Annotated in this window: 12 protein-coding genes; 9 read left to right on the top strand and 3 right to left on the bottom strand. The window is 66.7% G+C overall.

Going from position 1 to position 12709, the window contains the following annotated elements; all coding sequences use genetic code 11:
• The first annotated feature begins 93 nt into the window (after positions 1-93).
• From C7402_RS26555 to C7402_RS26545, 3 genes are all read left to right on the top strand, one after another.
• Complete coding sequence (locus tag C7402_RS26555; protein WP_116612765.1) at positions 94-867, top strand: SDR family oxidoreductase; 774 nt, start codon at positions 94-96, stop codon at positions 865-867.
• Positions 868-949: 82 nt separating this feature from the next.
• Positions 950-2020 carry an ABC transporter ATP-binding protein gene (locus C7402_RS26550; protein WP_116612764.1) on the top strand — a complete coding sequence of 357 codons (1071 nt, stop codon included), beginning with the start codon at positions 950-952 and terminating at the stop codon, positions 2018-2020.
• A gap of 62 nt (positions 2021-2082) precedes the next feature.
• Positions 2083-3000, top strand: a complete 918-nt coding sequence (locus C7402_RS26545) for a MurR/RpiR family transcriptional regulator (protein ID WP_116612763.1) — start codon at positions 2083-2085, stop codon at positions 2998-3000.
• Positions 3001-3006: 6 nt separating this feature from the next.
• On the opposite strand, the gene C7402_RS26540 is transcribed toward C7402_RS26545, so the two are convergent.
• From C7402_RS26540 to C7402_RS26530, 3 genes are read right to left on the bottom strand one after another with little or no spacing between them, the layout of a single operon-like run.
• Complete coding sequence (locus C7402_RS26540) at positions 3007-4467, bottom strand: cytochrome P450 (RefSeq protein WP_116612762.1); 1461 nt, start codon at positions 4465-4467, stop codon at positions 3007-3009.
• 54 nt (positions 4468-4521) lie between these two features.
• Positions 4522-5388 (bottom strand): IclR family transcriptional regulator, encoded by an 867-nt coding sequence (locus tag C7402_RS26535; protein ID WP_116612761.1) that lies wholly within the window; start codon positions 5386-5388, stop codon positions 4522-4524.
• Positions 5376-6260 (bottom strand): IclR family transcriptional regulator, encoded by an 885-nt coding sequence (locus tag C7402_RS26530; protein WP_116612760.1) that lies wholly within the window; start codon positions 6258-6260, stop codon positions 5376-5378. Before C7402_RS26530 ends, C7402_RS26535 begins: the two co-directional genes overlap by 13 nt.
• Positions 6261-6578: 318 nt before the next feature.
• On the opposite strand from C7402_RS26530, the gene C7402_RS26525 reads away from it, so the two are divergent.
• The 6 genes from C7402_RS26525 to C7402_RS26500 all read left to right on the top strand — a co-directional run bounded on the left by C7402_RS26525 (position 6579) and on the right by C7402_RS26500 (position 12699).
• Entirely contained in the window at positions 6579-7538 is a 960-nt protein-coding gene (locus C7402_RS26525) for an MBL fold metallo-hydrolase (RefSeq protein ID WP_112170852.1), read from the top strand.
• A 135-nt stretch (positions 7539-7673) separates the two neighbouring features.
• Entirely contained in the window at positions 7674-9386 is a 1713-nt protein-coding gene (locus C7402_RS26520; RefSeq protein WP_116612759.1) for an FAD-dependent oxidoreductase, read from the top strand.
• Between the two features lie 28 nt (positions 9387-9414).
• On the top strand, positions 9415-9645 hold the full coding sequence (locus C7402_RS26515; protein WP_112170854.1) for a DUF2783 domain-containing protein: 231 nt from the start codon (positions 9415-9417) through the stop codon (positions 9643-9645).
• A gap of 307 nt (positions 9646-9952) precedes the next feature.
• Positions 9953-11170, top strand: coding sequence for a Crp/Fnr family transcriptional regulator (locus tag C7402_RS26510; RefSeq protein WP_112170855.1), 1218 nt, complete (start codon positions 9953-9955; stop codon positions 11168-11170).
• A gap of 29 nt (positions 11171-11199) precedes the next feature.
• Complete coding sequence (locus C7402_RS26505) at positions 11200-12015, top strand: flagellar motor protein (RefSeq protein WP_116612758.1); 816 nt, start codon at positions 11200-11202, stop codon at positions 12013-12015.
• Positions 12016-12042: 27 nt separating this feature from the next.
• Positions 12043-12699 (top strand): OmpA/MotB family protein, encoded by a 657-nt coding sequence (locus C7402_RS26500; protein ID WP_112171112.1) that lies wholly within the window; start codon positions 12043-12045, stop codon positions 12697-12699.
• Positions 12700-12709: the final 10 nt, after the last annotated feature.

The raw sequence follows: 12709 nt of genomic DNA, 5'->3' as shown, positions 1-12709 counted from the left end.
GTATAAACCCGAACTCGAACCGCCGCGCGTCACTGGTATGTAGGAAATTTTCAGGTTTGCCGGCATGACCGGCGGGCCGCACGGAGAGTCGACATGAGCCGGGTGGTGCTGGTGACGGGCGCGAGCGGCGGCATAGGCCGCGCGCTGTGCAAGCGGTTTCTGGAGGCGGGCGACACGGTGCTGGCGCTCGATCGCGACGAGGCGGGCGTGCAGCAGCTTGCGAGCGAATTCGGCGCCGCGCGGCTGGAGCCGTTGGCCGCCGACGTGAGCGACGAGGCCGCCGTGGCCGGCGCGGTGGCGCGTGGCGTGGCCGCGCGCGGCCCGGTGGACGTGGCGGTGGCGAACGCGGGCGGCGCGTTCGGCACGACGCTCGCGCACACCGACGCCGCGAGCTGGCGGCGCGACATCGACCTGAACCTGAACGGGGCCTACTACACGGTCGAAGCCGTGCGCGCCTCGATGATCGAGCGCGGGCGCGGCGCGCTCGTGTTGATCGGCTCAGTGAACGGCCTCACCTCGCTCGGCCATCCCGCGTACAGCGCGGCGAAGGCGGGGCTCGTGAGCTACACGAAGGCGCTCGCCATGGAACTGGGGCCGCACGGCATCCGCGCGAATATCGTCTGCCCCGGCACGGTGAAGACGCCCGCGTGGCGCGCGCGTGTGGAACAGCATCCGAAGATATTCGAAGAACTAAGCAAATGGTATCCGCTCGGCGACGTGGCCACGCCCGAGGACATTGCCGACGCCGTGCAGTTTCTCGCCTCGCCGCAGGCGCGTGTGATCACAGGCGTGGCGCTGCCCGTGGACGCGGGCCTCATGGCGGGTAACCGGCAGATGGCGAACGAGCTGACGCTCGATCCGTACTGAGCTGCGCACGCGCCGCTTTGACCTGGCAAGACCTGGTAAGGCCTGGCAAGACCTGAAAAGACTTCACGCACACGAGGACAGCATGGCAGCGGTACAACTGAACGGCATTTACAAGCGCTACGGCGAAACCCAGGTCGTGCATGGCGTCGATCTCGACATCGAAGACGGTGAGTTCGTCGTGCTGGTCGGCCCCTCGGGCTGCGGCAAGACCACGTTGATGCGCATGATCGCCGGTCTCGAAGACATCACGGGCGGCGACCTCACCATCGGCGGCACGCGCGCGAATGCGCTGCCGCCACAGCAGCGCAACATCTCGATGGTGTTTCAGAGCTATGCGCTCTACCCGCATCTTTCGGTGTACGACAACATCGCGTTCGGCCCGCGCATTCGCAAGGAGCGTGAAGGCACGTTCAAGCCGCGCATCGAAGCCGCCGCGAAAATGCTCAATCTCTCCAGTTATCTGGAGCGCTTGCCGCGCGCGCTTTCGGGCGGCCAGCGTCAACGGGTGGCCATGGGGCGCGCCGTGGTGCGCGAGCCCTCGCTCTTTCTCTTCGACGAACCGCTCTCCAATCTCGACGCCAAGCTGCGCGTGCAGATGCGCACCGAAATCAAGGCGCTGCACCAGCGCCTGCGCAATACGGTGGTGTACGTCACGCACGACCAGATCGAGGCGATGACGATGGCCGACCGCATCGTCGTGATGAACGCGGGGCGCATCGAGCAGATCGGCCGTCCGCTCGACCTTTACGACAAGCCGGCCAACCTGTTCGTGGCGAGCTTCCTCGGTTCGCCTTCGATGAACTTTGCCGAGGGCGCGTTGATGAGCGACGCGCGCGGCACGGCGCTCGTGCTCGACGACGGCGTGCGCATCACGCTGCCGGAAGCCATATTGGGCAAGACGCAGACGGGCGCGCGCGTGACGCTCGGCGTGCGCCCCGAGCACATCGAAGCGGGCGGGGACGTGCCGTTCAACGTGGAAGTGATCGAGCCGACTGGCGCGGAGACCCACTTGTACGGGAAAATAGGCGGCACGACATGGTGCGTCACCACGCGCGCGCGTCCGGATGTCACGCCGGGCCAGCGCATGACGCTAGGGTTGCCTTTGGCGCACCTGCATCTGTTCGATACTGAAAGCGGCAAGCGGCTCGATTGAAGCGGAAGCTCGCATCGTAATCTGGATAGCGGGCGCCTCGTACCTTCCACGGGAATAACAGCTTGCCGGTCTCCAACCTGATCCATCACATCCGCAATGTCGCGGAGTCGCTACGTCCCGCCGAGCGCAAGGTCGCGGAGATGGTGCTAGCCGACATCGACTTCGCCATGCGCGCGAGCATCACCGAACTCGCGTTGCGCGCGGACGTGTCCGAGCCTTCCGTCACGCGCTTTTGCCGCGCGGTGGGCGCGCACGGCCTGCGCGACTTCAAGATGCGGCTCGCGCAGAGCGCGGCGGGCAATGTGCCCTTCGCACTCGCCACGGAGATGACGGGCGGCGAGGCCGGCGGCGCGCCATGGGCCGGCGAAGTCGGCGCGCTGCTCGACAAGGTGACGGAGTCGGTCGTGCAGGGCGTGACGCATGCGCGCGCCTCGCTCGATACGGCCGTGTTCGAAGCGGCCGTGGCGGCGCTCGGCAGCGCGCGGCGTGTGTATTTCTTCGGCGTGGGCGCGGGCTCGGGGCTGGTTGCGCAGGACGCGGCGCTGCGCATGCTGCGCCTGGACATTGCCGCGAGCGCGTTTACGGACGCGCACTTGCAGCGCCTTTACGCCGCGCTGCTCGAACCGGGCGACGTCGCGTTTGCGATCTCGCAGTCGGGGCGTAGCGTGGAGGTGAACGAGAGCATTCAGATCGCGAAGGAGCGCGGCGCCACGACCATCGCGCTCACGAGCGCGGGCTCGCGCCTCGCGTGGGTGGTGGATATTCCGCTCTTGCTGCGCGTGCCCGCCGCGAGTGATGCACATGCACCCGCCGTGGTGCGCATCGCGCATCTCGCGGTGCTCGATGCGCTCGCGCTCGGGGTGTCGCTCGGGCTCGGGCCGAAGGTGATGGAAAAGGTGCGTGATGCGCAGGCGCGTAGCGATGGCGTGCCCGATGATGCTTCGGCCATTGGTGCGCCCGGTGCGCCCGAAGACGGGTGATGGAAATCAGCCGCCGCTGTTAGGGCTTTCGCGCCGCTTGAGCCTCACCGGCATCGTATCCGGCACCATCGTAAACGCCTGCACTTCCTGAATCTTCGCCGGATCGATCGCCAGTTCGATCGTGAACGACTTCATCAGCATGGAGAGCGCGAGGCGCATTTCCACCGTCGCGAGATGGCGGCCCGGACACACGCGCGGCCCCGCGCCGAATTGCAGATACGCGCGCACGTCATGGGCTTTCTCGTCGGCGGCTTCGCGCGCTTCACGCTCATTGCGTTTCATCCAGCGCCACGGGTCGTAACGTTGCGGATCGGCAAAGTGCTTCGCATCGAGCATGGCCGGGCGCGCCACGAAGAACATGCGCGTGCCCTTGGGCAGCGCCACGTTGTCGACCACCACATCTTCCAGCGGCTCGAACGAATGCACCGAAGCCACCGGGCGCAAGCGAGTGGCCTCGATGCAGATCGCTTCGAAAATATCGAGGTCTTTCAACGCCGCGTAATCGGGGCACACCGTCGAATCGCCGAGCACCTTTGACGCTTCTTCGCCGAGATGCTGCTGCAAGGCCGTGTCGGCGGCGAGATAGGGCAGCGTCCAGGCGATCGAATCGGCGGTGGTGTCCTCGCCGGCTATCAAAAGCGTGAGCACATTCGCGCGGATCTGTGCGTCGCTGATGGACGTATCGCCTTGCGTCTGCTGCTGCGAAAGCATCGCTTCGAGCAGATTGCGCGGCGTTTCCGACGGCTCGTCGCGCATGCGCTCGCGGGCGCGCGCCATCATCGCGTTCACATAGCGGTGCACTTCGGCGAGCGACTGGTCGAGCTTGCGGTCCGCAGGCAGCCTGAAATATCGCCAGTACGGAAAGAGCGCGTTGGTGCGCCTCATCACGCCCGGCAGAATGCGCTCCAGGTGCTCCTGGATCACGCCGTGGTCGCGCTCCAGCGTGCGCGGGTCTTCGCCGAATGCAAGGGCGCTCGTCACGTCCACCGTGTAGCGCTTGAGGTCGTCGGTCATCTCGACGGTCTCGCCGGTTTCGGCTGCGCGCTGCCAGCGGGCGTACAGACGCTGCGTGATGTCGGCCAGCGTGGGGTAGAACGCCTTGATGTTGGGAATGGAGAGCGCCTGCATCACGAGCTTGCGTTGCGGCTCCCACGCCACGCCTTCGGCGGAGAAGAGGCCGTTGAAGCCCATCTCCTCGAACACCGCTTCGATCGGCTGATAGCGCCGGAAGCGATGCGGTCGCTCGCGCATGATCTGCTGGATGAGTTCGGTATCGGTCCAGATCGTGATGGGGATGCTGCCCACCTGGAAGCGGTATGGCGCGCCGAGTTCGGCGGCCCATTGCTCCAGGATCAGATGCAGGCGCGGCGGCGAAAGCTGGAGCAGATTGCCGAGCAGCGGCAGCCCGCGCGGGCAGGGTAGGTCGGCGATCCGGCGCAAGGCCGGTCGGGGCGATGCCGTGCTCATGGGCAGGTTCTCATCAGGTGGGCGTGCGGTTTTGGTATGACGCGAGGAGGGCGCTCATAGCGGCGCGGCCGCCGCGCCTTCCATATAGCCGAAACGCCGCGAGAGGCGTTCGGCGGCGGCGATCAGCAATTGCGCCGCCGTGCCTTCACGCGCGATGTCGAGGCTGCCCGAAGGCCCCATCACCGCGAGCACGAGGCACACGCTGCCGGTGTGATCGAACACGGGGGCGGTCACGGTGCTGATGCCGGGGATGGGCTTGTCGAGCGCCGTATCCACGCCTTGTGCGCGGATCGCGGCAAGCCGTGCGAGATAGTCGCGCGTCGTGCCTTCGCGCGGGTTGGCGCCCGCGAGCCGCAGTTCGTCCTGCGCGAGCAGCGCCGCGCGCACGTCGTCGTCGACCCATGCGGCGAACACGCGCCCGATCGCCGTGTTCACGAGCGACATCACCGTGCCGGGGCGCAGGCTCACGTGCAGCGGCAGCGCCGATTCTTCCAGACGCACGACCGTCGGGCCGAGCGGCCCCGGCACCGCGAGCGCGACGCTCATGGCCGTGGCGGCGGCGAGGCCGACCAGTTCGGCATCGGCTTCGCGCACGGGGGAAAGGCGCGCAAGGCCGATCAGGCCGAGTTCGAGACTGAGCGGGCCCGCCTCGTAGCGGCCCGCCGCATCGCGTGCGAGCAAACCGATTTTTTGCAGGCTCACCAGGTGCGGGAACGCCTTGGCGGGCGCCATGCCGGCGGCCGCGGCCAGGTCGCGCAGCGGCAAGGGCGTGCCTGCCGCGATGAGCGCGGCGAGCAGGTCGCCCGTGACGTCGAGCGACTGGATGCCGCGCTGCGGTTTGTCGGCGGCTTCGGTGGCGGCGCCTTCACCGGCAGTCGGCGATGCGTCGGGGGGCGGGGGGGAGGCGCTTACTCGGGGCATGTCGGAGTCGTGTGAAAAGCGGCCGCGGCGATTTCGGCGGCGGCGTCGCGCAGCGCACGCACGACCGCGCCGTTCGGGCGCACGTCGAGCGCGCCGCTCGCGCCGATGGCGGTGAGCGAAAGGCCCAGTTCGCGTTGCGGGCCGAGCACGGGCACGCAGACGCTGCTCACGCCGGGGCTGGGGGCGTCGATGCCGAGTTCGTAGCCGCGCGTGCGGATCGCTTCGAGCGTTTCGAGGAAGGCGGCGTCGGGCGCGGGCGGGGCCGGGTTTTCCGGCGGCGCGGCGCTTGCGCCCGCCGCGCCGCGGGTGCCGCGCCATACCGGCTGCGCGGTTTGCCGTGCGAGGATGTCGTCGAGCGCGTCGGGCGCGAGATGCGCGCAGAACACGCGCCCCGTGGACGTGGCCCGCAGCGACATCACCGTGCCCACGTGCAGGTTCACATGCAACGGCAGGCTCGCGTGCTCGTAGCGCACGATGGTCGGGCCCTGCGGGCCGGCAATGCACAGCGCGACGCTGCAATTGAGCGAGTGCGCGAGCGCGGCCGCGCGTGGCACGGCCTCGCGCAGCGCGGGTTGCTGCGCGAGATGCAGCAGGCCCAGGCGCAGCGCGAGCGGGCCGGGCTCGTAGCGCCCCGAGAGCGCGTCGCGCTTGATGAGCCCGAGGCGCGTGAGGCTCACGAGATAGGCATGCGCCTGGCTCGACGGGATGTCGCCGCTCGCCGCGAGGTCGGTGGCGCCCAGCGGCGCGCGTGCGTCGGCGAGCGCGCGCAGCAGGCGGCCGCCCACCTCCACGCTCTGGATGCCGCGCTGCGTGCGGCCCGGTGGCGCGCCATGCTCCGGCGCGGCCGTGGCGCTATCGTTGCGACGTCTCATTGGCGCTTTTCTCTGGCTGAAAAAGGGTCCATGTTAACTGAATGGCGACGCACGATGGCGGCGGCCGCAATGCCGTCATGGCGCCTTCGCGCTTAGCTTCGTGCCATGTAGCGTAGCGCGCCGAGAAATTAGCGTATAACGATAGAATTCGCTATTGACAAATAAAAGCGGGAGGACCATGATGGCTCCACCCCGGCACAACAGCGGTCAGTTCAATTTAAAACGGGGCGAGACAACGAGGCTGGCGCTTCATGCGCCCGGCCCCTGCGCGCTTCGCCCCGCCCTGGCTTCAAGAGCCCCTCAATACGGAGACTCAACATGGCAAAGGCGTTCGCATCCCAGGCCGACCTCGAAGAAAAGAAGGTCACCTTCACGCAGCTCTCGGAAAACGCATACGCGTACACCACCGAAGGCGACCCGAACTCGGGCGTCATCATCGGCGACGACGGCGTGCTGATCGTCGACACCACGGCCACGCCCGCCATGGCGGAGGATCTCATCGCGAAGATCCGCTCGGTGACCGACAAGCCCATCAAGTATGTCGTGCTCTCGCACTATCACGCGGTGCGCGTGCTGGGCGCATCGGCGTACTTCAAGGAAGGCGCGCAGCAGATCATCGCGAGCCGCGGCACGTACGAGATGATTGTCGAGCGCGGCGAAGCCGACATGAAGTCGGAAATCGAGCGCTTCCCGCGCCTTTTCGCCGGCGTCGAAACGGTGCCGGGCCTCACGTGGCCCACGCTCGTGTTCGAGAAGGAAATCACGCTGTACCTCGGCAAGCTCGAAGTGAAGATCGCGCATCTGGGCTCGGGCCACACGAAGGGCGACACCGTGGTGTGGCTGCCGCAGCAGAAGGTGCTGTACTCGGGCGACCTCGTCGAGTTCGACGCGGCCTGCTACTGCGGCGACGCCCAGCTCGCCGAATGGCCCGCCACGCTCGAAGCGCTGCGCTCGCTCAACGCCGAAAAGCTCGTGCCGGGCCGTGGCCCCGCGCTGCTGAACCCCGCGGAAGTGAACAAGGGCCTCGACTACACGAAGGACTTCGTGACCACGCTGCTCGCGCAAGGCCGCGCCGCCGTGGAAAAGAAGCTCGACCTGAAGGGCGCGATGGCGCTCACGCGCGAGGCGATGGACCCGAAGTTCGGCCACGTGTTCATCTACGAGCATTGCCTGCCTTTCGACGTGACGCGCGCCTATGACGAAGCGAGCGGCATCACGCATCCGCGCATCTGGACGGCGCAGCGCGACAAGGAAATGTGGGACGCGTTGCAGGATTGATGTAACGGTTGACAGGCTGGAGACGCAGCCTTGCCTGGGATCGCAGTCAGCGCTGGAGCGCGGGCGGCGATCGGCAGCGGCAGGGGACCGGAGTGAGCACTCGTGCGCTCATTCCGGCCGACAGGAGACAAAACGATGATCGACTATCAAACGCTGACCTTCGACTACGCGCGATGCAGCGAACAAACCCCGGACGCCGCCACGCAGGTGCGTCCGGTCGTGGTGGTCGGCGCGGGCCCGGTGGGCCTCGCGACGGCCATCGACCTCGCGCAGCAAGGTGTGCAGGTGGTGCTCGTGGACGACGACTGCACGCTTTCCACCGGCTCGCGCGCCATCTGCTTTTCCAAGCGCTCACTCGACATTTTCGACCGCCTCGGCTGCGGCGAGCGCATGGTCGAAAAGGGCGTGAGCTGGAACGTGGGCAAGGTGTTCCGCAAGGACGAGCTCGTCTACACGTTCAATCTGTTACCTGAAAGCGGTCATCATCGTCCTGCTTTCGTGAATCTTCAGCAGTACTACGTGGAAGGCTTTCTGCTCGAACGCGCGCAGGAACTGCCCAACCTCGAAATCCGCTGGAAAAACAAGGTGACGGGCGTCGCGCAGCACGGCACGCCGGGTTCGAACGACGCGCATGTCGCGCTCGAAATCGAAACGCCCGACGGGCCCTATACGCTGCTCGCGCGCTACGCGGTGGCCGCCGACGGTTCGCGCAGCCCGCTGCGCAAGATGCTCGGCCTCGACAGCCACGGCCGCACCTTCAAGGACCGCTTCCTGATCGCCGACGTGAAGATGGAAGCCGAATTCCCCACTGAGCGCTGGTTCTGGTTCGATCCGCCGTTCCACCCCAACCAGTCGGTGCTGCTGCATCGCCAGCCCGACAACGTCTGGCGCATCGACTTCCAGCTTGGCTGGGACGCCGACCCGGTGCTCGAAAAAACGCCCGAGCGCGTGATTCCGCGCGTGCGTGCGCTGCTCGGTCCCGACGTCAAGTTCGAGCTGGAGTGGGTGAGCATCTACACGTTCTCGTGCCTGCGCATGGACAGTTTCCGCCAGGGCAACGTGCTGTTCGCGGGCGACTCGGCGCACCTCGTTTCGCCGTTCGGTGCGCGCGGCGCGAACAGCGGCTTCCAGGACAGCGAAAACCTTGCATGGAAGCTCGCGATGGTGCTGGAGAACCACGCACCCGACGCGCTGCTCAATAGCTACGCCAGCGAGCGCGAATACGCGGCCGATGAGAATATCCGCAACTCCACGCGCTCGACCGACTTCATCACGCCCAAGAGCGCGGTGAGCCGCGTGTTCCGCGACGCCGTGCTCACGCTTGCCCGCGAGCATGCGTTTGCGCGGCAACTGGTGAACAGCGGCCGGCTTTCCGTGCCGGCGGTGCTGCGTGAATCGACCTTGAACACGCCCGACGAGGACACGTTCAGCGGCCAGATGGAACCGGGCGCTTCGTGTGCGGACGCGCCGGTGCTCGATGCGGCAGGCCAGGAGACCTGGCTGCTCCCGCACCTGGGCGACCGGTTCGGGGGGCTCCTGTTCAGCCGCACGGGTTCGGCCATCGACACCGCGACGCTCGACACGTTGCAAGCGCTCTCGCGCGCTCCGGTGCCGCTCAAGTTCATCGTGATGCTCGACGGCGATGCCGCGGTGCCCGCGGGGCTGCCCGCCTCCACCGTGGTGCTGCGCGACGCGCAAGGGCTCGCGGCGCAACGTTATGGCGCGCAGGACGGCGCGTTCTATCTGATCCGTCCGGACCAGCACGTGTGCGCACGCTGGCGGCGCGCCGACGCCGCTCGTGTGGAGCGCGCGCTCAAGCGGACGCTGTGCGTGCAGGGCACGGCATAGCGCCTATAGAAGATCGAAGGAGACAACCATGCTCAACACTCAACCCAATCTGGCGCGGCCCGACGACTTTTATGAAGCGCTGATCGACATGCATCGCGACCTCGACGAAGCGCAGAGCCAGTCGGCCAACGCGCAGTTGATCCTGCTGCTCGCGAATCACGTGGGCGAGCACGAAACGCTGATGCAAGCGCTTCGCTTTGCGCGCGCGGGCGTGAGTGCGCCCGTGAGCAACGGCGCAACAGGAAAGCTTGCGGCGTGAAAGCGCGGTGACGCGGCGGCGGGCGCAATGCTCGCCGCCGCAATGTGCCGCATGTTGTGCAGTAAAGGTCGCTTTTACAGCGCTTCGCGAACACGCAAGCGTTTGCGCGTGCAAAACGCGCGATACATCCCGGAGTGCGCACTCGCCGCATCCGCTTTCGGCAGGCTTTCCACGCATGCCGTCTATGCAAACCGATTCAAGAACCCAGCGGAAAAAGCCGTAAACGCGGCACATAGGACTCACTTCGCTGACGCATGGGCAAACAGGACTCTTGCGCGCGATGAATACGTTTTTCCGGGGATAGAACTTGAATCGCAGTCAAACATGGTCGCGTACAGCGGCGCCTGGCGAGATCATTTATTCGGAAGGCTTTGCCGGCGAGCGGCTGATCTTCGTGATCGCCGACGGCAAGGTCGAAATTTCCACACGCTGCGACGACAAGAAAGTCGTGATGGCCACGCTGGGTCGTGGCGAGTTTTTCGGCGAGACCGCGTTGCTCGGCGCCGAGCCGCGACCGAACACGGCCAAGGCGCTCAGCTTCTGCCAGTTGACGGTCGTGCCCGCGAGCATCATCGAAGACGAGCTCGAACGCGTTTCGCCGCTGCTGCGCCATGTCGTGCGCACGCTCACGCGGCGCGTCAAGGCGAAGGACGATCTGCTCGCCACGTATACCCATGCCGACTTCATGCCGGGCGTGCTTTCGTACGCGCACGTGCTCGCGTTGATCGCGGGCGCGAATGATCGCGCCGATCGCGCCGACGGCGACACGTGGTCGCGACAAGGCGCCGCGGCCGCGGAGGTGAGCGTGCCGCTTGCCGACGTGGTCCACAAGTGCCGCGCGGTGGCGGGCCATTCGCGCCCGCACGTGATGGCGATGCTGCGCCGCATGGAGAAGCTCAATCTCATCGCCGTGCAAAGCGGGCAGGCCACGCATCTGGGCAGCGGCACGGCAGCCGCCGAGGGCGCATTGAGCCGTCAGGTGGTGACGTTCGACCCCGTGCGCATCGTGGAGCGCGCGGCGCAGGTGGCCGACGCCGATCTCGACGTGTCGATCAACAGCGAACTCGAACTGATCGAGCTGGCCGATCTGGAAACGCTGATCGGTGTGGAGCGCAAGGTCATTCTCAACAAGCTCTCGCACGCCGAGATCGCCGATGAGGTGTTCGCGTTCCGCAAATCGAAGGTGCTCAATTTCGTCGAGCAAAAGGGCGTGGCGTATTTCTCGAAGCGCACGAACCGCGGCACGGGCGAAATCAAGGCGCTCGACGACCTGCTGTTCGTCGATCAACGCACGCTGTTCGACGCCGTGAGCACGCTCGATACCTACGATCTCGCGAAACTGCTCGCCTCGATCGAGGACCAGGCGGTGTCCGAGCGCCTGCTTTCGGTGATGGCCGACGCGCGCAAGAACGAGGTGTCGTGGGTCATGCGCCGCGACATCAAGATCGACCCCGTGGAGGTCGAGGACATCGAGCAGCGCCTGCTCGAAGCCGTGCGTTCGCTCAAGTCGCCCGGCGCGCGTTAAGCCCCTCGATTCCTCATCCGGAGCAACACATGGATTTGCTTACCCTGATCGGCATCGCAGTCGGGGCGTTGGCGCTCGTGGCCGGTTTTTCGCTCGAAGGCGGCCACTTCGTCACGCTGCTTCAGCCCGAGGCGCTCGCCATTGTGCTGGGCGGCACGCTCGGCGCCGTGATGATCCAGAACACCTGGGCGCGCTTTTTCGACGCCATCAAGCATTTGCGCACGGCCTTCGTGAAAGCGCCGCGCGTGGATGAGGCGAGCCTCGCCGCCGTGCTGGAGTGGGGCGATCAGGCCAAGCTCAACGGCCTGCTTGCGTTCGAGTCGATGGACCTGCAAGGCATTCATCCGTTCGCGCGGCGCGGGCTGGAACTGCTGGCGAGCGGCGTGTCGACGGCCGTGCTCGAAGACGCGCTCAATCGCGAACTCGAAGCCTGCGGGCGCACGCACATGGCGGCGGCGCGCGTGTGGCAGCAGGCAGGCGGCTATTCGCCCACGTTCGGCATTCTCGGCTCGGTGCTCGGCCTCATTCAGGTCACGGGGCATTTGATCGAGCCCGCGCAACTCGGGCCCGGCATTGCGGTGGCGTTCGTCGCCACGCTGTACGGCCTGGCTTTCGCGAACCTCGTTTTTCTGCCGCTTTACGGCAAGATGCGCGCACACATCGAAAGCGAATTGCGCTTGCGCAAGCTCTATCTGGACGGCCTGCTCGCCATTTCCCGCAAGGAGTCGCCGCACACGATCGCCACGCGTCTTGCCGGCGAGGTGGGCGGCAATGCGAGCGGTGTCGCTGGCGGGCTGCACGCCGAAACCGGCGCATGGGCGCTGGATAAAACGCACGCGGCCTGACCCGCACGCCGGCCACTCAGCATGCACATGCCTTCCGATAAAGACCTGCCGCTCACGGCCCGCCTCGATCACGGCGAGGACGAAGGCGGCGAAGCGCACTCCGGCCGCTGGCTCATTTCCTATGCGGACCTCATCACCACCTTGATGGTGCTGTTCCTCGCGCTCTACGCCATGCAGCTCGCGAAGAATAAGGAATCCGAAATTCGATCGGCGACGCAGGGTGCGCCTGCGGCAGCGGTGAAGCCGCCCGCCACCGATCAGGCCTTGCTCGCCTCGCTCGAAGCGCTGCGCCAACGCGGCGAGATCACGATCGTGCCGGTGGCGCACGGCGTGGAGATCGGCATCAACGCGAAGATTCTCTTCAACGCGGGCGACGCCGCGCTGCTGCCGGAATCGCTCGGCGTGCTGGGCCGGATCGCCGACGTGCTGCGCGCGGTGCCCGCGGGCAACATTCTCGTGGAAGGACATACCGACAGCACGCCCATCTCGAACGCGAAATATGCGTCGAACTGGGAGCTTTCCTCGGCGCGCGCGGGCGCGGTGGTGCGCTACCTCGTCGAGCGGGGCATCGAGCCACACCGCCTGGCCGCCATCGGCCGCGCCGACAACTATCCGCTCGTGGCCGGCAACGACCCCGCGAGCCGCGCGATGAACCGCCGCGTGACGCTGATCGTGCAGCGTTGAGCGTCACGCA

Source organism: Paraburkholderia unamae (assembly GCF_003096875.1).
In the GTDB taxonomy this organism is placed as follows: domain Bacteria; phylum Pseudomonadota; class Gammaproteobacteria; order Burkholderiales; family Burkholderiaceae; genus Paraburkholderia; species Paraburkholderia unamae.
The sequence above is the reverse complement of the archived record's forward strand: the minus strand, read 5'-3'. Positions and strand labels throughout refer to the sequence as shown.